At 62.0% G+C, this 19,796-nt stretch carries 17 protein-coding genes; 4 read left to right on the top strand and 13 right to left on the bottom strand.

Annotated elements, in window-relative coordinates:
- Positions 1-41: 41 nt before the first annotated feature.
- From ACIO0C_RS08495 to ACIO0C_RS08440, 12 genes are all read right to left on the bottom strand, one after another.
- Positions 42-836 carry a cyclase family protein gene (locus ACIO0C_RS08495; protein WP_401310247.1) on the bottom strand — a complete coding sequence of 265 codons (795 nt, stop codon included), beginning with the start codon at positions 834-836 and terminating at the stop codon, positions 42-44.
- Positions 814-1,818 carry an NAD-dependent epimerase/dehydratase family protein gene (locus ACIO0C_RS08490; RefSeq protein WP_401310245.1) on the bottom strand — a complete coding sequence of 335 codons (1,005 nt, stop codon included), beginning with the start codon at positions 1,816-1,818 and terminating at the stop codon, positions 814-816. The genes ACIO0C_RS08495 and ACIO0C_RS08490 overlap by 23 nt, the downstream gene beginning before the upstream one ends.
- A 9-nt stretch (positions 1,819-1,827) precedes the next feature.
- Entirely contained in the window at positions 1,828-2,811 is a 984-nt protein-coding gene (locus tag ACIO0C_RS08485) for a fumarylacetoacetate hydrolase family protein (protein WP_401310242.1), read from the bottom strand.
- Positions 2,808-3,389 carry a cupin domain-containing protein gene (locus ACIO0C_RS08480; RefSeq protein WP_401310239.1) on the bottom strand — a complete coding sequence of 194 codons (582 nt, stop codon included), beginning with the start codon at positions 3,387-3,389 and terminating at the stop codon, positions 2,808-2,810. Before ACIO0C_RS08480 ends, ACIO0C_RS08485 begins: the two co-directional genes overlap by 4 nt.
- A 13-nt stretch (positions 3,390-3,402) precedes the next feature.
- Complete coding sequence (locus ACIO0C_RS08475; protein WP_401310236.1) at positions 3,403-4,653, bottom strand: MFS transporter; 1,251 nt, start codon at positions 4,651-4,653, stop codon at positions 3,403-3,405.
- Positions 4,643-7,117, bottom strand: coding sequence for an RND family transporter (locus tag ACIO0C_RS08470; protein ID WP_401310235.1), 2,475 nt, complete (start codon positions 7,115-7,117; stop codon positions 4,643-4,645). The genes ACIO0C_RS08475 and ACIO0C_RS08470 overlap by 11 nt, the downstream gene beginning before the upstream one ends.
- Positions 7,118-7,121: 4 nt before the next feature.
- Complete coding sequence (locus ACIO0C_RS08465) at positions 7,122-8,228, bottom strand: WD40/YVTN/BNR-like repeat-containing protein (protein ID WP_401310232.1); 1,107 nt, start codon at positions 8,226-8,228, stop codon at positions 7,122-7,124.
- 85 nt (positions 8,229-8,313) lie between these two features.
- Entirely contained in the window at positions 8,314-9,702 is a 1,389-nt protein-coding gene (locus ACIO0C_RS08460; protein ID WP_401310230.1) for a DUF1329 domain-containing protein, read from the bottom strand.
- Between the two features lie 12 nt (positions 9,703-9,714).
- Positions 9,715-11,412: a DUF1302 domain-containing protein gene (locus tag ACIO0C_RS08455; RefSeq protein ID WP_401310228.1), complete on the bottom strand. Its 1,698-nt coding sequence runs from the start codon at positions 11,410-11,412 to the stop codon at positions 9,715-9,717.
- 44 nt (positions 11,413-11,456) lie between these two features.
- On the bottom strand, positions 11,457-12,581 hold the full coding sequence (locus tag ACIO0C_RS08450) for an FAD-dependent oxidoreductase (protein ID WP_401310226.1): 1,125 nt from the start codon (positions 12,579-12,581) through the stop codon (positions 11,457-11,459).
- An 86-nt stretch (positions 12,582-12,667) separates the two neighbouring features.
- Positions 12,668-13,078: a Rieske (2Fe-2S) protein gene (locus ACIO0C_RS08445; RefSeq protein WP_401310223.1), complete on the bottom strand. Its 411-nt coding sequence runs from the start codon at positions 13,076-13,078 to the stop codon at positions 12,668-12,670.
- Between the two features lie 15 nt (positions 13,079-13,093).
- Positions 13,094-14,032: a VOC family protein gene (locus ACIO0C_RS08440; protein ID WP_401310220.1), complete on the bottom strand. Its 939-nt coding sequence runs from the start codon at positions 14,030-14,032 to the stop codon at positions 13,094-13,096.
- Between the two features lie 278 nt (positions 14,033-14,310).
- Between ACIO0C_RS08440 and ACIO0C_RS08435 the strand changes: the two genes are divergently transcribed.
- The 4 genes from ACIO0C_RS08435 to ACIO0C_RS08420 all read left to right on the top strand — a co-directional run bounded on the left by ACIO0C_RS08435 (position 14,311) and on the right by ACIO0C_RS08420 (position 18,693).
- Positions 14,311-15,273, top strand: a complete 963-nt coding sequence (locus ACIO0C_RS08435) for a LysR substrate-binding domain-containing protein (RefSeq protein WP_401310217.1) — start codon at positions 14,311-14,313, stop codon at positions 15,271-15,273.
- Positions 15,274-15,333: 60 nt separating this feature from the next.
- On the top strand, positions 15,334-16,491 hold the full coding sequence (locus tag ACIO0C_RS08430; RefSeq protein ID WP_401310214.1) for an alpha/beta hydrolase family protein: 1,158 nt from the start codon (positions 15,334-15,336) through the stop codon (positions 16,489-16,491).
- 394 nt (positions 16,492-16,885) lie between these two features.
- Entirely contained in the window at positions 16,886-18,235 is a 1,350-nt protein-coding gene (locus tag ACIO0C_RS08425; RefSeq protein WP_401310212.1) for an amidohydrolase family protein, read from the top strand.
- Positions 18,236-18,246: 11 nt separating this feature from the next.
- Complete coding sequence (locus tag ACIO0C_RS08420) at positions 18,247-18,693, top strand: heme-binding protein (RefSeq protein ID WP_401310209.1); 447 nt, start codon at positions 18,247-18,249, stop codon at positions 18,691-18,693.
- On the opposite strand, the gene ACIO0C_RS08415 is transcribed toward ACIO0C_RS08420, so the two are convergent.
- Positions 18,678-19,613, bottom strand: coding sequence for a LysR family transcriptional regulator (locus tag ACIO0C_RS08415; protein ID WP_401310206.1), 936 nt, complete (start codon positions 19,611-19,613; stop codon positions 18,678-18,680). The genes ACIO0C_RS08420 and ACIO0C_RS08415 overlap by 16 nt on opposite strands.
- Between the last annotated feature and the right edge of the window lie 183 nt (positions 19,614-19,796).

The following is a 19,796-nucleotide window of genomic DNA, read 5'->3' as shown; positions in this document are numbered from 1 at the left end:
TTCTCTCTTATTGTGTGATCGAGGAGGGTTTCCAGCGCGGCTTACTCTTCGAAGATCGCCACCGCACGAACAAACCCGGCCGAAGCATGCTTGATCTTGTAGGGGAAACACGACACCAAAAATCCACTGGCCGGCAAGGTTTCCAGGTTGGCGAGTTTTTCCATTTGCCCATAACCTATATCGCGTCCGGCCTTGTGCCCTTCCCAAATGATCGAGGCATCGCCGTCGGCGGCAAAACGTTCGCGGGTGTACTTGAAGGGCGCGTCCCAGCTCCAGGCATCGGTGCCGACCACCCGCACCCCGCGCTCGAGCAGGTACATCGTGGCTTCACGGCCGATGCCGACGCCGGCATCCAGATACCCCGGCTGGCCGAACAATGCGCCGGCACGGGTGTTGATCAGCACGATGTCCAGCGGCTGCAATGGATGGCCAATTCGCGCCAGCTCGGATTCGATCTCGTCGGCCGTCACCACATGACCATCCGCCATGTGCCGAAAGTCCAGCTTCACCCCCGGTTGCAAGCACCAGTCCAGCGGTAGCTCATCGATGCCAAACGCCGGCTGACCGCCGTCGGTGGTCGAGGCGTAATGCCAGGGCGCATCCATGTGCGTGCCGCTGTGGGTGGTGATCTGCAGTCGTTCGGCGGCCCAGGACTCGTTGCCCGGCATCTGTTCGAGTTGCAGGCCGGGGAACATCGCGGCCATTTCCGGCCAGCCTTGCTGGTGATCCATGTAGTCGATCTTCGGCAGCAACGGCGGCGGATCGGTGTAGGGGTTGTTGTCGAGGGTGACCGAGAGGTCGACGAGACGACGTTTAGGCTTGTTTGGCTGTGACATGAAGGGTCTCTCCGGTCAGGGGCAAGTGTCGGGGGGCGGCGGGGCTCAGGGCATTGCGGACCAGCGCGGCAGCATTGCGGTCATGGCTGAAACCGGCGGCGCGCGCTTGCGGTGTTTTCAGGGGCGGCATGCGCCCGAACAACGCTTCCAGTCGGGCGTCGGGCGCATAGCTGATCAGGTTGCGGCGCTCCTGCCCGTAGCGCTCGGCCAATGCGTCGATCACCTGGGCGATAGACAAATGCAGCACCGGCAACTGCCAAACTCGTTGCGCGCCCAACGCGGCGTCATCCAGCTCTGCAGCGTGGATCAGGTTGTTCACACAGCAGCGGGCCGACATCCACCAGGCCGTCGCCTCCGGCGAGACCGGGCAGCGATAGGATTCATCTTCAGCAAAGGCTCGCATCAGGTCGCTCATGAATGCTGACCGCAAGCCATTGGGCTCGCGGGGCCGGGCGACGATGCCCGGCAGGCGCAACACACGACCGTCCAAATCGCCCCGCCGGGCAAGGTCGCTCACGGCGCTTTCCACCATGGCCTTGTGCGTGCCATAGGACAGTTCGGGGCGCAGCTCGGCAGCCTCGTTCATTCGTTCCGGCAGATGCCCCCCATACACCGCGACGCTGCTGGCATACACCAGGACCGGCGGCTGGGTTCTGTTGCGCAGCTGGTTGAGCAATTCCAAGCTGGCCAGCAGGTTGACCTGGTAACCGAGTTCGTACTGTTCTTCTGCTGCGCCACCGGGAATGCTGACCAGATGGAACACCACGTCGATGCCGTCGGCCAACACCCGGCGCATCAAGGCCGGATCGGTCACACTGCCGAAATGGCGGCGCAGACGGGCGTCATCCGGCAAGCCCTGCAAGTCTCTGTCCAGTACCAGCAACGAGCCAATGGCCTGCCCGCGCAAGCTGCCCCGCGCCAGCAGGCAACGCACCAGCTCACGGCCGACAAAACCATTGGCACCGGTAATCAACACACGCATAGCCGCTCCTCAGCCCCGGGCCTGAACGACACATTGATCGATCGCGCCGAACAACGATTGGCCATCGCTGTCCAGAACATCCATGTGCACGCGGTCACCAAAGCGCATGAAGCCGGTGTGTGCGGCACCGTGTTCAATCATCTCGATCGCGCGACGCTCGGCAATGCAGGCCGAGCCCGCACTGCGCTCGGCATTCGAGACCGTACCGGAGCCGATCAGCGTGCCCGCGCGCAGCCTGCGAGTCAGTGCAGCATGGGCGATCAACTGGCCAAAATCGAAGTTCATCTGCCCGCCGTGGGGCTGACCGAACCATTGGCCATTCCAGTGCACCTGCAACGGCAGATGCACCCGCCCGTCATGCCAGGCATCGCCCAGCTCGTCCGGGGTAATGGCCAGCGGAGCGAAGCTGGATGAGGGCTTGGCCTGCAAGAAGCCGAAGCCCGTGCGCATTTCCCGCGGGGCCAGGGCGCGCAAACTGACGTCGTTGATTTGCAGAACCAGCTTGATGTGCTGCAGCGCCTGTTGTGGGTCGCAACCCATCGGTACGTCATCCACCAGCACCACGAACTCACCTTCAAAGTCGATGCCCTGGCTCTCGCTCGGCAGCGCAATGTCGTCGCGCGGGCCAATGAAATCGTCACCGGCACCCTGGTACATCAGCGGCGTGTGTTCGACGCCGTCGATGGGATCAAGGTTGAAGGCTTTCTGCATCAGCGCACCGTGACTGAGGAATGCCGAGCCGTCACACCACTGATAGGCGCGCGGCAAGGGTGCCATGGCCTGGCCTGGGTCGAAGGCAAAGGCATCCGTCGCCGCGCCCGCATTCAACTGCTGCGACAGCGCCTGCAAGCGCGGTTCGCTGCTGCTCCAGTTTTCTATGGCCTGCTGCAAGGTGGGCGCCACGGAACTGGCATCCAGTGCCCAGGCGAGGTCCCGCGAGACCACGACGAGCTGACCATCACGACTGGCGTTTTTCAGGGTGGCGAGTTTCATGCCGATGCTCCTTGCTCAGGGCTCAACTCAGCGGCGAAGCGCCCGTCGAGCAGAATGAAGACCATGCGCGCCATCGCTTCGGTGCGGTTGCTCCAGGCGTGGTTGGTGCCGCGTTGCACCACGACGTCGCCGCGCTTGAGGTGCACCTCCTGCTCATCCAGCACCAGCCACACTTCCCCCTCGGTGACGATGCCGTAGTCGAGGGTCTCGGTGCGGTGCATCAATTTGTGCCTGGAGTTGGCCTGGCCGGTGCCGGCGTGGGACTGGCCAATTTCGGCGAACGCTGCCGCGGCCTCTTCAGCGCTGACCTGGTTCTGCACGCTGTCCGGTGGGATATCCACCACCCGAATCACGCTGCCCTGTGGCCCGGGGCTCAGTTGCAAGGGTTTGCTGCTGGGATCGCTGGCGTTGTCGAGTAACGCCGGGCTGGTGCTGCTGTTCCACAGCTCATGAAACACAGTGCCCGGCACCGACGCCAGCGGGAACACGTTCGGCGTTGGCCCGTTGCTGGCGACGATCGCCTGGCCCTGTTGATCGTGACCGGTGACCACTCGTTTGAATTCAGGAAGCGCTTGCATGGAAAATCCTCGTTCAGTTTCCGTCGCCGATGGTGGTGCTACCGACAACAACATTCGCGTGGGGCAGCAGGCCACCGAGGCGGGGCACGGCCAGACAAAACACTGCCACCAACAGTTGCAGCGAACCCACAATGGTCAAGGCATGGGGTAGCGCGGTGACGACGCCACCGGTCACGCCGAGAACCACCAGGGGGCTGATAAATTCGCCGGCGAAGATGGCCGCGGTAAAACACCCCGCCGCCCGCCCGCGTTGATGGAAATTGACTTGCGCCATGATCCAGGTGATCAGCGTCGGCAGCATCAGGCCGATGCCCAGGCCGTTGATCATCACTGCGACCACGACCTGCACATGGCTCAAGGCGCCCGCCATCAACAAACCGCCGATGCCCGCCAGCGCGTAGGCGATCAGCAGCATGTGTTGCCCACGCATCCCGCTGAACAAACGAAAACTCAACGCACCGATGAGCACGCCCAGTTGATTGGCGCCCATGGTCATGCCGATTTGTTGCGGGGCATCCACGTGCAGCAGGTTGAGCAGGTAACCGGCCTGTACCGGCACGATGAACAGGCTCAAGCCCGCCAACAGCGACAGCACATACATCGGCGTGAGCGCGCGCCAGGGAAACTTTCCTGCCGGTAGAAGCTGCGTTGGTTGCTCAGGCTGCGGGCGAGCCTGCGGCTCCCAAAGCTTCCAGGCCATCAGTGGCAGAAAAACCAGGCCTACGGCGTACAACGCAAACGGCGTACGCCAGTCGTTTTGCCCAAGGAAACCACCCAGCGCGATAAACACCGCCGCCGACAACGACGTGGCGACCATCTGCAAGGCAAACAGACGTTCACGCTTGGCGCCGCTGTAGTAGTCGCCCATCAGCGTGGTGCAGCAGGTCATGATGCCCGCCTCGGCCAATCCGATGCCCGCACGGCTCAGCACGATCGCCGGTAGCGAGTCGAGCCAGAGCGGCAGCACGCCGCAGAGTACGTACAGCAACATGCTGGCCAGCAGCAACGGCTTGCGCCCCAGGCGATCGGCGATCAGCCCGGCGAACGGCGCCAGCAAGGCGATCACCAATGCCGGCAAGGTCAACACGACAGGCACCAGCACGGCGCTGCCGGGCACATCGGCAAAATGTGCCTGCATCCGTGGCAATACCGGGGCCAGCAACACCGCGCCCAGCACCGGCAAACAGCTGCCCAGCAGCAACAACAGCGATTGCGCCAAGCCCGCTTGTCGGGCGACCTTTTCTACGGGGGAATTAGCGACCATGGCAAAGCTCCTTGATGCGCAGCTGATGAACGTCGGCAATAACCACTGACTCAGACCCCGCCACGTTGGCTGACGTCATCGGCACGACGGCACCCTGCGCCTCGCTGCGTGCGGGTAACAGGAAGTACGCCAGCGCCGGCAGCAACACCAATGCACCGACCATGTTCCAGACGAACATGAAGGCCAGCAGCACGCCCATGTCGGCCTGGAACTTGATCGGTGAAAACGTCCAGGTCGCGACGCCGATGGCCAGGGTGATGCCGGTCAGCATCACCACCTTGCCGGTGGAAACCAGCGCGCGGTAATAGGCATCGGACAGGCTTGCACCTTGGCGCAGATGCCCCAGGAGGATGCTCATCACGTACAGCGCATAGTCGACACCGATGCCCACGCCCAAGGCGATCACCGGCAGCGTGGCGACTTTCACTCCGATGTTCAGCCAGACCATCAAGGCTTCGCAGAGGATCGAAGTCAGCATCAGCGGAATCACCGCGCACAGCGTCGCGCGCCAGGAGCGGAAGGTGATCAGGCACAACACAATTACCGCGGCGTAGACCCAGACGAGCATCTCGCGGTTGGCTTGCTTGACCACGATATTGGTCGCCGCCTCGATACCGGCGTTACCGGCGGCCAGCAGGAATTGCACTTCGCCTGTGTTGTTCGCCGCGGCAAATTTTTCCACGTGCTCGACCAGGCGGGTGAGCGTCTCGGCCTTGTGGTCGGTGAGGTAGGCGTACAGGGTCAACAGGCTGCAGTCCTCGTTGTACAACCCGCGTGGCGCGCTGGCGGTGATCATGTTGAGCATCGCCTGGTTGTTCTGCAGCTCATACCACTTCGGGTTGCCTTCACTGAGGCCGACCAGCATGCGTCGGTTCAGCAACGCCAGCGAGTTGGTCGAATCCACGCCCGGCAAGGCACGCAGTTGCCAGTCCAGGGCGTCGACCTTGGCGAGAATGTCGTAGCGTGCGCAACTGCTGGCAGGGGTTTTCACCATGACCGCGAACAGGTCGCTGCTGGCGCCGTAGTGACGGGTCAGAAAGGCATCGTCCTGGTTGTAGCGCGAGTCCGCACGCAACTCCGGCGCGCCGGCGTCGAGGTCGCCGATTTTCAATTGCAGGCTGACCAGAAAACCCACAGCGGCCAACGCAAGGCTGATGGCGATGCACAGGCTGGCCCAGCGCCGATGGGTGAACAGGTCGAGAAAACGCCAGAAGGCATGGCGCGTCTGCCCCGTTTGCTCGGCCTGTTCGCTCTTGAGGCTCAGTTGCGCCGCCCGTGGCGTGACGCCGACATACGAGAGCAACACCGGCAACAGGATCAGGTTGGTGAAGATCAACACCGCCACGCCAATGCTGGCGATCACCGCGAGGTCTTGAATGACCTGGATCTTGATCAGCATCAGCACCGCAAAACCCACGGCATCGCACAGTAGCGCCGTCAGCCCGGCGAGAAACAATCGGCGAAAGGTAAAGCGCGCAGCCACCACCCGGTGCATGCCACGACCGATGTCCTGCATGATGCCATTCATTTTCTGCGCGCCGTGGCTCATGCCAATGGCAAACACCAGGAACGGCACCAGCACCGAATACGGATCCAGTTGATAGTCCAGCAATGGCAGCAAACCGAGCTGCCAGACCACCGCCACCAGCGAGCACAGCACCACCAGCACGGTACTGCGCAGGCAGCGTGTGTACCAGAAAAGCACGGCGGTGGTGATCAGGATCGCGACGGCGAAGAACAGCAGGATCTGCTTCAGACCGGCAATCAGGTCGCCGACCTTTTTCGCGAAACCGGTGATGTGGATGTCGATGTTGGCGCTTTGATAGGTGCTACGCAGCGTCTCCAGTTGCTCGGACAACACCGCGTAATCCAGCGGTTTGCCGTCAGCGGTGGTGGCCAGCAACGGCACGTAGATGATGCTCGAGGTCTGGTCGAACGCCACCAACTGCCCGAGTTCATTGGAGCGCTGCACATTGCGCCGCAGTGCATCGAGGTTGGCGGCAGTGCCGCTGTAGTCATCCGGGATCACCGGGCCGCCGTCGAGGCCGTCTTCGGTTACGGCGACCCAGCGCGTGGCGGGTGTCCAGAGCGACTTCATGTAGGCCCGGTCGACACCCGGCAGCAGATAGAGTCTGTCGTTCATGGCCTGCAGGGTCTTGAGGTACTCGGCGTCGTAGATATCGCCGTGCCGGTTGGCCACCACAATGCGCAGGGCGTTGCCCAGACCCGTGAGCTGTTTCTGGTGCTCAAGGTAGTTGGCAATGTAGGGCTGCTGTGTGGGGATCATCTTTTCGAAGCTGGCATTGAGCTCGATGCGGGTGGCTTGATACCCGAGCACCAGGGTGGTCAGCACACACACCAACAGCACCCACAGGCGGTGGTTGAACAGTGTGCGTTCCACCACTGAACCGGAGCGTGGATCGAAACTCGCCAGGCTTGCCGTGGCGTTGTCGAAAGACTTCATAACCTCACTCCGAAGCGGTAGCGATTGACGGCGATACGCGCGTCAACCCAGTGAAACCAGCCAGCGTCAGGCTGCCATCGGCGGCCTGGATAACACTGGCAACGGGCTTGCCAAGCGGTTTGCCGTAGGGCTGGAGCAATGCGCCGGGCTGGTTGTTGGTGCGAAACAAGGCACCGCTCTGATTGACCAGCAGCAACTGGCCGTCATCGGTGCGGATCGCATCGCTGAAAGACACCGGCATCGACACCCGCGCAGGCTGGAAGCGCTCGCCCAGGTCGCTGGAGGCAAACGCATTGCCCTTCAAGCCGGCCACCAGCAAGACACCGTCATCGCGCACTTGCAGGGTGAAAAAGCTCCCCGTGTAAGGGCTTTCCAGCTGCATGAATGACTTGCCGCCATCGTTCGAGCGAGCGAGGTAGCCCTGCTCGCCGGCCAGGAACCAGTGCTCTCCCTGTTGAGCGATGGCGGACAGGTGCGCGCCCATCGGGTTGTCGATTTGCCCCATGATGGATTGCCAGGTAGCGCCGCCATCTTCGGTGCGAAAAGCCAGGCCGTACGCCCCCACGATCAGGCCGTGTTGGCCATCGACGAATTGCAGGGCGAGAAACGGCTTGTCTGCGCCCTCCCCGGCAAGCCGTTCCGCCATCTGCACACGCGCGGCGGCGGCATCCTGGTCGTTGGCAGAAGGCAGTTGCTTTTTGGCGGCGGCCAACTCAAGTTGCGCAGCACGCAAGCCGTCCAGTTGCACGCTCCAGTGTTCACCACCGTCGCGGGAAACCAGCACGACACCGGCGTGCCCGACCGCCCAGCCGGTGTTGGCATCGACAAACTGCACGGCCGACAGGCTGACCGACACCGGCACCTGCGCCTGACGCCAGCTTGCCCCGTTGTCATCGGAAAGCAGCACGATGCCCCGCTCCCCCACCGCCACCAGCCGCGCACCCGCACGGGCCAGGTCCAGCAGTACCGCGGATTTCGCTTGCGGTGCCTGCATCGCCGGGGTGTTCAGTGCGTCGCCTACCGCCTCGGCATGCGCCAGGCTCAACGGCAACGCCACAGGCACTGCCATAAGCCACATCAGTCGACCAACCACCTGACAGAATCTGTTCATACCGACCTCGAAAAACCGTTTGAAACCGGATCACGCTGCGCGAGCCGCGATCCGGTCTGTATCAACGCCTGTCTCACCGTCTATCTCAACGAACCCCGGCACCCGCCATCGCAGCCGGCGAAAACTCGGAGGCCCGGTAGCGATCCACCACGCCGTACTGCTCTGGCTGGCCGGTGTAGACGTTCTGGATAAACCAGGCACCGGAGGTCAGGTCGTAGAAGCCCGAGGACAATTGCGCTTGCGCGGGCAGGTCCGGGAGTACCGCTGGCAACGACCACAGGGTCTTGGCCAGTTGGCCGTTGGCGTCCCAGCGATCGCCCAGCATGGCTTGCCAGGTGTCTTCATCGAGGTAGTAGCGGCCCTTCGGCAACTGGTGACGCTTGCCCGGTGCCAGATCGGCCTCGACCACCCACACCCGGTGCAATTCCCAGCGCACGTAGTCCGGGTTCATGTGGTGAGCGAGGAACAGGTCTTCAGGTTTGGCGGCGGTTTGCACCTTGTTGGTGTTGTAGGGGATGTACATCTCCTGCTTGCCCACCAGCTTCCAGTTGAAGCGGTCCATGCGGCCCTGGAACACGCTCAATTCGTCGAACGACATCACCCCGGCAGTCGCCGGTGTCGGCGTATCGCAGCAGGCATTCGGCAGCTTGCGCACCCGGCGCTGCCCGGTCAGGTAAACGTGCGCCTGGGATAGGTCGCCGTTGATGTTGGTGCGACCCATGATCTGCTCGCCGGCGCGCAACGGTGGCCCGACGTTGAGCAGACGGAACAGCCAGTAGTCACCGGCAAAAGACTCCGGCGAACCGTCCTGGTAGTAATACGGCATCTCCTGGATGGCCTGGCCGTCTGTGGTCATGACCTGCTTGCCATCGGCGGTCATCAGGTAGTGACGAAAATGCATCGACACCGAGGTACCGCGCCAATTCAGCACGTGGTTCCACATGGCTTCGGCGCCGTTCTGCGGGATCGGGAACGGGATGCCGCCAAAGGCGCCTTCGGGGACGGGGCCGGCGCTGCTGTCGACCAGTTTGGCGCGGGTGGCGTTTTTCAGCGTGTTGTCATACACCCACTGCGGCGCGGCGGCTGTGCGGCGGGTCGGGTACACATCGATGCGATAGGTGTCCGGGAAACGCTTGAACATTTCCTTGGTGCCGTCACTGAGTTTGCCGGCGTATTGCGCAAGGTTTTTCGAGGTAATGCTGAACAGCGGCTTGTCAGCGGCGAACGGATCGGAACGCTTGCCGCCTTCCTTGAATGAAGGATCGACCTTGGTGTAACCACCATCCCAGGCAGGAATGGAGCCGTCGGCATTGCCGGCACGCTCGGCACCGAACGGCGTGAGGTTCTTCGACAGCTTGGCGGCGTCTTCCGCCGTCGCCGCCAGCGTCATCTGGCTGCAGATCGCCAGGCTGCCGAGCAGTGCAAAGCCCAGAGCCTTGAGGGTGAAGGCTGCGGTTTTTTTGTTATGAGTCATGCGCAAGTCCTCTTAAAACGTGGTCTTGACGGAGAAAGCCAGGTAGTCCCGGTCTTTCAGCGATTGCTTGTAATTGAACTGGCTGGCGGCGTTGAGGTTGGTGTCCTCGGCGCCGTAGTAATGTGTGTAGGTCAGGCCGGCGGTGACGCGATCCAGGTAGGTCGCGGTGATACCGATGTTCATATCGCCGCCGTTGTCCGGGCCGAAGGAGCTGACAACGGCCGATTTGCCCAACGGGAAATAGCTCAGGCCGACAGGGAAGCTGATATCGATGCCGGAAAAAAACTGGCGGTAGGTCGGGGTGTAGACCACCTTGAAGCCGAGGCCGTCGTCGGTGGCATTGGGGTCAAGGGCGGCGCGGTTCTTGGTGACGCTCAGCAGTCGGTTCCAGGCGATCTCACCGACCAGTCCCGATTCCCTGGCAAGGAAGTTCGGCCCGAACGAGGCCAGGACGTTGAGGTTGACGTGGGCAGTACGGCCGACCGCGTACAGGGCGTCGTCATCGTTGTCGGCAACCACGCCAGGCAGGACAGTCTGGCCGTTGGAAACCAGCGGCATGTTCCAGCGCATCGAAGCTTCACCGGCGAAGCTGTATTCATCGACCGTGGTGGAAAAACTGGTACCAAAGGCGCGAATGTCTTCCGGGTACACCCAGTAGTATTCGCCGATCTGGCCAGTGCTGAAGTTCGGTGTGCCGGTGGAGGGCTTGAGGTACAGCTTGGGGGTTTTGTCGTGGTACTGGATCGCATACAGGCCGTACTCGACCGTTTCTGCGCTGTACTTCAACTGCAGGCCCCCCTGCCCCGAACTTTTCGCTTCCTTGTCATTGCCATGGAAGAACGCCGCCGGGCTGTTGGCGTTGCCACCGAGGAACGCGGGAAACGGTGCCCCCACGATTAAGCGCTCATTGCCTTCACCAATGGTGTCGCTGGTGGAGAAGTAACTGCCGGCAGCCGGCAGGCGGGTCTCTTCCCATTCCAGCTGGTAGAAGGCGCCGAGCGACACGTCGTCGGTCAGTTGAAAGGTCCCCGACAGCTGGTTGACCGGACGGGTGATTTCCTTGAACTGGGTGTTGGGTACGGACTGCGCCTTCACCACGTCGACCGGCGCCATGCCTCCAGCAATGCCGTTAGCTCCGAAGAACAGGCTCTCACCCCAGATCAAGCCGTGGCGCCCGGCGCGCACGGACGTGGCGTGATCGGCCAGCTCGCCATTCCAGTACACGAACGCGTCGAGCAATTCGCCTTTACCGCCATGCAGATGGCGCGTGTCGTCGGTGAATTCGTCGTAGGCCACGGAACGGGCGTTGGCCCGTGCCGGGTCGTCGTTATCGTTGTCCTGCTGGTATTCGGTGTCGTACCAGGCGGCGCCACTGAGGCGCGCGCCGACGTTTTTGAACGACATGTCCAGCTCGGAAAGGATGTCCGTGCGGTTGGAGATCAAGCCCTTCTTGAAGGCCCGGTCGCCGTCGTCCTGGTTGAGTGCCACCTGGCCCTCGGTCAGTTTGCTGCTGGGATTCTGAGTGCGCCAGGCGGCGCTGTATTTGACCGTGTTGTCCCAACGCAGGTTGAAATCCGGATTGCCGGTATCCACCGAAAAGGCCTGGGCCACTTGGCTGCACAGCACCAACGCCGCGGCCAGACTGAAAGCAAAGGGTGCAGACGTGCTGACCGGGCGGCGCGCAAGCGTCGCAGTCGTGGAACTAACCATCGCGTTAACCTCTTGTTTTTATAGTGGTAACTGCTGTGGGTGAATCAGATGGGCTCGGCCGTCAGCGCGAGCATCTGTTTGACCAGGCCAATGCGGTCGAACTCGCGGTCGTGCTGCATTTCCTTGTCGCCGGCCAGCACCGAGCTTTCGCTGATGTATTTGCAGCGCTCGAAACGGCGAGCCATGAAGCGTTGCAGCTGTTGCTCGACGCTGCCGTCGCGGGTCAGTTCTTCACTGAGCACGATGGCATCTTCAATGGCCATGCCGGCCCCCTGGCCGAGGTGCGGCGTGGTCGCGTGGGCGGCGTCGCCGATCAGCAGCACGCGGCCGCGATACCAGGGTTCGTCGACGAAGACCACTTCCATCGGCTTGTAGACCACCTGGCTGCTGTCGGTGATTTGTTCGCGCAGCTCACCGATGAGGCCGGTAAAACCCTGCAAGCGCTGACGCATCTGCTCAGCTAGGGTCGCGGGGTCCATCCACGGGTTGGACGGCTCGTGGGACGTGAGGAACAGGTACATCAGGTCACCGGCCAGCGGCACCAGGCCGGCATTGCCTTCGGCACTCTGGTAGTTGGCGAGGTGGTCGATTTGCGGCGCGCGCGGAAAGTTATAGCGCCACACCGACTGCCCGGTGAACCGAGGCGTGTAGATGTCGCCGAAGAGCAAATCGCGAACCTTGGAGAACAATCCGTCGGCGCCGATCACCAGGTCATAGACAGCGCTGCTGCCATCGGTGAACAGCACATCGACGTTGTCGCCGTTGTCGTCCAGGGATTCCACGCTGAGGCCCAGGCGTACCTGGGCGCCCAGTTCCAGGGCCGTTTCGCTGAGGACCTTGTGCAGCGCCAGGCGCGAGATGCCGACGTTGGCCGGGTACGCAGGCCCAGCCAGGCGTTGACCCGGGATGCGCGCCAGTTGCTGACCGGCCGGGCCATAAATGGCGACGTCTTCAAAGGCATACGCCGCATCGAGATAACCGTCCAGCACACCCAGCTTGGCCATCTCGCGGACCACGTTGCTTTGCTGGATGATCCCGACGCCGTACACCGTCCACTCTGACTTGAGCTCGACCAGATCGACTTCAATGCCCTTGCGCCGCAGTGCGATGGCCGCACACAAGCCACCAATGCCACCGCCCACGATCAGAACTTTGTTCACTGCACTCATGGCTTTCTCACTTTTATTCTTGTGATTCGATGCAGCGCCGGGCACTGCGTCGTTGGGTCCAGCTTCCCGACAAAGCAGGAATTTGACTAATCGCGAGTAGGGATGCGATGTATCTCCAAACGCGATACCTCGACGGCGGGCGGCGCTACCCGAATGCCGGGCATTTGCAGCACCAGCCAGCCCTCTTCCACACGCCACGGCAACGCCTCCAGCTTCTGGCCCAGACAGGGGCCGTAGACGCATTCACCCGTGCTCGGCAGGAACTGCGCACCGTGGGCGTAACAGACGATCAACTGGCCGTCGGCGGATAAAAAACGGTCCTTGCGGTACTCCAGGCGTACGTTCAGATGCGGGCAACTGTTGCGATAGATCCGCAGCTGTCCCTCGTGCACCAGGGCAAAAACACTGTCCCTGCCGCGCTGGAATGGATCGAACCCGCGCGCCTGCCCTTCCACCAGTTCATCCATCCGGCACAGGGGAAAATCGCTGTGGCTCATGGCTGAGATCCGCACTCAACCCTGCTTGGGTGGCGGGCCGCCGGGTGCCCATTTTGCTTTCGAGTTGAACAGGAACAGCTGCGAGTTATCCGCCGCCAACGGCGCGCGACGGGCCTCCCAGGCGTCATCGTGTTTGTCCATGTCGGCGTCGTATTCGATGTGGCAACCCAGCGGACTGTTGAAGTACCAGAACCAGTTGGAGCCAAAGAGGTGACGGCCAGGTCCCCAGAAACTGGTCCAGCCCTTTTGCTCGAAACGCGTGCCGGCCAACAGCACTTCGGTGCCACTGCCCATGTGAAACGTGAAGTGCTCGCAGCCCTTCATGTGCGGCGGGGTCTGGATCATGAACAGGCAATGGTGATCATCGGAACCGGCCGGGCGCATGAACGGCCCGGCGCCGATAAAGGTGTCCGTGGTCCGAAAGCCCAGGCGTTCGGCATAGAACGCTTCGGCCCTGGCCGCATCGGGGACGAAATACACCACGTGGGACAAGGTGCGCGGCACGGCGCTCATGTCCAAAGTAATGCCAGGCTGATTCAGCGGGCGTTGCGGCGCATGGCCGGCGGCGTTGGTGAGGTCCTCCGGGGCGTTGTACGCCTTGCGCACGGTCACCTGGAAAGCGATCGCGAAGCCCATGTCGTCGACGCTGTGCAGCACGCCGTTTTCCCGGGAGACCTGACGGTCTCGGGCCAATTCGTCTTCGATGGCGTCCAGGTCAGCCGCGCTGGCAACCCCGTAGACGGTTTCGCGAATCGACGGTGCCGGGCCGATGGCAGCCGGCAAGGTCGGATCGTCCGCACGGCGAATGATCACGGCCGTGCCGTCCAGTGCTTCGAAGCGCCCGCCATGGCTGTCGACGTCAATCGGCGCAAGGCCGTAGTCACGCAGGCAATCGGTACAGGCTTGGATGTCATCGACGCCAAAGATCAGGGCATCAAGGCCAATGATGTTCATGGCTACCACTCCGTTGAAATTATGATCCGGAGACTGCTGCCGAGCGCTCGACAAGGCCGATCGGCGATACATGGAATCCGGTGGTGGTGTCGGCCAGAGGTCCGACTGCGGCGAAGATTGACGTGCGGTGTGGCAGCTGACTAATCGCGAGTGGGGATGCGACCTATCGGCAAACGCGATACCTGAGTGCGCGGGATGACGACGTCAAGACGGGGTTGACGGGACGATGAATTCACCGGAATGTATCGTGAAAATAAATACAACAGCGGACTTGCCCGATGCGTTTCAACCACCTGGATCTCAATCTGCTGGTGGCACTCGATGTGTTGCTCGAAGAGCAGAACATCACTCGTGCCGCCGAACGCCTGCACATGACGCAGTCTGCAACCAGTGGCGTGCTCGGGCGTCTGCGCAGTTATTTCGAAGACGAACTGCTGGTGCAGGTCGGGCGCAAGATGCAACCCACGCCCTATGCCCAGGAGCTCGCCAAACCGATCCGTGAAGTACTGCTGACGATTCAATCCTCGATCACCGCCAAGCCGGTGTTCGACCCTACCACCAGCAAACGCCACTTCCGCCTGGTGACTTCGGATTACCTGATCAGCGTGCTGTTTGCCCAGGTGATTCAAAAGATCCATCAGGAAGCCCCGAACATCACCTTCGAGATGCTTGGCCCCGGCGACAATTCCGGTGAGTTGCTGATTCGCGGCGAGGTCGACCTGATGATCGTGCCTGAGCGCTACATCATCGACGGCCACCCCCACAAGCTGCTGTTCGAGGAAGAACACGTTTGCGTGGTGTGGGACGGCAACACCCGGGTCGGCGACAGCCTGACCCTCGAGCAGTACATGGACATGGGCCATGTCTCCGTCGGTTTTGGTCGCACGCGGCACTTGAGCATCGAAGAGTGGTTCATGAACCAGTACGGTTTCAACCGCCGTATCGAAGTCATCACCAACGACTTCAATACCCTGCCGCAGCTGGTAGTTGGCACCCAACGCATCGCCACCATGCACCAGCGCCTGGCGCGGTTGTATGCCGAGCACCTGCCGCTGCGCATCCTCAATCCACCGGTGAAGATTCCGGTCATGCGCGAGGTCATGCTCTGGCACCGCAGCGTGGACGGCGATTCGATGCACCGCTGGCTGCGCGAGCGCATCAGCGAATTCATCCAGCATCTGGACCGCGATCATATCGCCGCTCGCGATACCTCTCATCCCGAGTCGCGATTGGTCAATTAACCGGGGCGTCCTTAACGTGCCTTGGGAACGCTCAAGGCAACCACAAGGACAACAACAATCATGTTCCGTTATTTCCCGACCAACTACGTGTGGAATCTCTCTGTCGACCTGGCCATCGAAATGGGCGCCCGCATGGGCGAAATCGAAGAGATGTGCGCGCCACTGCAGGAAGCCGCCCAGCAGCCTGACGCCGCTGGCACCAAGGCGTTCCGCGAAACCTGGGCGAAGATGGCCGACAAACTCTGTGGCCTGGCCGAGGAAGACGAAGGCAATGGCCGGCTGCTGTCCGCCGGCGAAAAGTACAACCGCGCCGCCACCTATTACCTCACCTGCGAGCGCTTGCAGGCCCATGGCGCGCCGGGTCGCAGCGAGCTGTACCAGCGCTTTTTGCAGACCTTCAAACGCGGTATCGAACTGTCGCGGGAGAACTGCGAACGCGTTGAAATCCCCTACGAGGGCAAGCATATTTCCGGTTTGCTGGTGCGTGCCGAAGGCGTGACCGGCCCGGCGCCGATCCTGGTGCAGGTCAACGGACTGGATTCGACCAAGGAAATGAAATACCGCGTCGGCCTGCCGGCCTGGCTGGCAAAACGCGGCATCTCTTCACTGATCATTGACCAGCCTGGAACGGGTGAAGCACTGCGCCTGCATCACCTGATTGCCCGTTTCGACAGCGAGCACTGGGCCAGCCGCGTGGTCGACTGGCTGGAAACCCGAAGCGATGTGGATGCCCAGCGCATCGGCCTGGAGGGCGTCTCACTCGGCGGTTATTACTGCCCGCGCGCAGTGGCCTTCGAGCCGCGGTTTGCCTGCGGTGTGGTGTGGGGCGCGAACCATGACTGGCGCGATGTACAAAAGCGTCGCCTGGAAAAAGAAGGCAGCTTCCCGGTACCGCACTACTGGGCGCACGTGCAGTGGGTGTGGGGTGCAAAAGACATGGATGAGTTCATGGCGATCGCCGAGAACGTACATCTGGACGGTGTGTTGGATCGCATCAAGGTGCCTTTCCTGGTGACTCATGGTGAAAAGGACTCACAGATTCCGCTGAAGTGGGCACAGCGTACTTACGAGCAACTGGTCAACAGCCCCAAGCGGGAACTGAAGATCTTCACCGAACGCGAAGGTGGCGTGCAGCATTCCAGCTTCGATAACAGCATCAACGCAGGGCACTACATCGCCGACTGGATCGCCGAAACCCTGGGTGGCCATACGGCTTGACCGGCCACCGCTGCTGTTGGCAAAAACAAGGCGGCCTGTAGGGGCTGCCGCAGGCTGCGATCTTGCTTTGAACAATCAAAAGATCGCAGCCTCGTTGCACTCGACAGCTCCTAAAGGGGAACGCGGTCAATTGTGCGAGCGAGCCTGCTCGCGAAAAACGCCTGGGCGACGCGTTCTTTCAGACAACCCGCGTTATCGTTAACGACCATCGCGGGCAAGCCCGCTCCCATAGGGGATTGGGGACATCTGCCAAAGCCAGGTCGGCTGTCAGGCCGCCGCGGATTGAGCACCTATCGACGCCATCAATACGCGGGCATTGATGCAAGTTGCTGGTGGCATCCATGGCGGCGCCCTAGCCTCGCTTTGCATAACAATCAGCAAAGTGAAAAACGCCATGAATGCCCTGCACCTCAAATGCCAGACCCTGTTCGACGGTACTGGCCTGCAAACCCGTCAACAGCAGACGCTGATCGTGGAAAACGGCCTGCTGACGTATGTCGGCCCGACGGCCCTGGCACCGCAGCCACAACCGGGTGACAGCGTTCTGGACGCCGGCGATAACTTTGTCATGCCGGGTCTGGTGGACGTGCATACCCATCTGGCCTTCGGCAACGCGCAGAGCGAAGAAGACATCGATATCTGGACCAGTGACGAATTCCGCGCGCTGCGCGGCATGTTCTTCGCCCAGCATGTGCTGGCTGCTGGCGTGACCAGCATGGTTTGCCCGGGCGATAGCGGCCAGCTCAGCATCGCGGTGCGCAATGCGATCACTGCGGGGCTGTTCGAGGGCCCGCGCATCGCCGCCAGCAGCCGGGTCATCACCAATCGGCAGAGCCTCAACGACTGGTTTCCCAGCCGCGTCGGTGCGCCGGAATATTTCACCGCGCGCCTGGTCACCAGCCGCAGCGAAGCATTGGCCGAAATCCGCAAGCAGGCGAAGGATGGCGTCGACCTGATCAAGATCGCCATGGACGGTACCCACCGCCGCCCGAACGGCGAAATCATCGCGGCGTTCACCGCCGAAGAAACTTATGAGATGGTCGAAGAAGCCCATCGACTGGGCTGCAAAGTGGCGACCCATGCCTATGGTCGTGAGGCGGTGATGTACGCCGCACGCGCCGGGGTCGATCTAGTGTTCCACGCCTTTTACATGGACGACGCCTGTATCGAGGCCTTGCTCGAAGCCGGCAGTATCCTCGCACCAACCATGACCTTCCCGCAGAACACCGTGGACTTTTGTCAGCCCCACGACCCGGCCATCAGCACCGGCTACGCCGGTTACTGCGCGCGTACGCTGGAAGTCGGTTCGGCGGTGCTCAAGCGCGCCAAGGCCGCTGGCGTGCCTTTCGCCTGTGGCAGCGACAGCGGTTTTGCCGTGACGCCTTACGGCGAGTGGCACGCTCGCGAGCTGGAACTGCTGGTCACGCGCCTGGGCTTCACGCCCGCCGAAGCCTTGTATGCCGCCACGGCCGTCGGTGCGCGCTGCATGCCGCGCGGTGAGACCATCGGCTCCCTGGAAGTGGGCAAGCAGGCGGACTTCCTGTTGGTCGACGGCTCGCCGTTGCACGACATCCGCATCCTCCAGGACCGCTCGCGCCTCAAGGCCGTGTACAAGGCCGGTCAGCCGGTGCGCACGGAACGCAGCCCCTACAACTCCAAGCAAGTGTCCGATTTCAACTCGTTGAAGTGGACGGATCTCTATACCCGCGACCGTGTTGCCCAATTGGGCAAGTGGGCCGTATGAGGATCGATACCATGCACAAGCTCGATCTGCTCACGGCCAACCACATCGCGAGCAGCGCGATCCGGATCGCTCAAGAAACCGGGATCAAACCCCTGGCCGCCGTCGTTCTGGATGCGGCGGGTCATCCACTGGCGGTCCTGCGCGATGAACAGGCCAGTTTCCTTCGCCCGCAAATCGCTACCGGCAAAGCCCGCGGCTGCCTGGGTATGGGCTTTGGCGGTCGCGAACTGGCACGACGTGCGCAGGCCATGCCGGCGTTCTTCGATGCGATCAACAGCTTGACCGGTGGCGAAGTCATTCCGGTGGCGGGCGGTGTGCTGATTCGCAATACCGAGGGGGTGATTCTGGGTGCGATCGGCATCAGCGGCGACACCTCGGACAATGACGAACGCTGCGCCGTGCAGGCAATCGACGAGGCCGGTCTGGTGGCCGATACCGGCGATCAGCCGGCGGGGTGATCAAGCGATGCGGCCTGCTCCAACAACAGGCCGCGAAACCACATCAGCGCCGGATCTCGCTCCTGATACGGGTGCCATTGCAGAACCTGCATGGCCTCGGGAAAGGCCAGCGGTGCGGGGTGAATGCGCAGCGGGTAACGCTGGGCAAAACGCTGCGCTTGCCGGCGAAACACAGTGGCGATTCGCGCGGTACCGACGATGAACTCCGGCATCAACGCAAAGCTTTCAAGGGCCACTGCCACTCGCCGATGAACGCCCAACTCATGAAGGTGCATGGCATCCATCGCCAGGTTTCTGCCATCGGCAAACTCACGGACCACATGTTCGGCGGCGCAATAGTGGGTCAGGCTCAAACCCTCGGCGAATTGCGGATGCTGCGCGCAGACGATGCAACACAGCTGGTCACTCATCAACGGCACATGGGGGTAAGCAGGATTCAAGCGGCGCTGCGGCACAATCACACAATCACTGCGACGATAGTCGAGCGCTTCGCTGACCACGTCACCATCGCGCGGCACGGGCAAGTCCCGCAAGGTCAAACGCACACCCGGCGCGACGCGCGCCAACTCAAGACTGACCGCTGGCAACAGCACCCCGGCCACGTAGTCGGAGGCCACCAGGGTAAATTGCCGAGTACAGGTGCCCGGGTCGAAACTCACCGGCGCATCGATGATCTCCCGCGTCAGGGCCAGGGCTTCATGCACCTTGGGCAACAACTCAAGCCCCAAGGCAGTGGGCTCCAGCCGCCGCCCGACCTGAACCAGCAACGGATCATTGAAATGCTCGCGCAAGCGGCCAAGTGCCGAACTGGTCGCTGACTGGCCCAGGCACAATCGTTCAGCGGCCCTGCTGACGCTGCATTCGCTCAGCAAGGCGTCCAGGGCCACCAGCAGGTTCAGGTCAAGACGTCGATACCGCATATGACTTCCGTTCCAAATCGATGGATTGGGCAAATGGCAACATTAATGATCCCTGTACGGCACACGCCAATCGCGTGCCTCGTTATGAGGTATCGCAATTGAAGATACCTGCCTCCAGCGCTGCCTATGTTCGCTACCGAACAGACTTCATCCTCCTGAATAACCCAGACTCGTCAGTGGAAT

The sequence above is a fragment of the Pseudomonas sp. NPDC087336 genome, from assembly GCF_044744285.1.
Classification (GTDB): Bacteria; Pseudomonadota; Gammaproteobacteria; order Pseudomonadales; family Pseudomonadaceae; genus Aquipseudomonas.
Note: the sequence above shows the minus strand (reverse complement) of the source record. Positions and strands in the feature narration are given on the sequence as shown.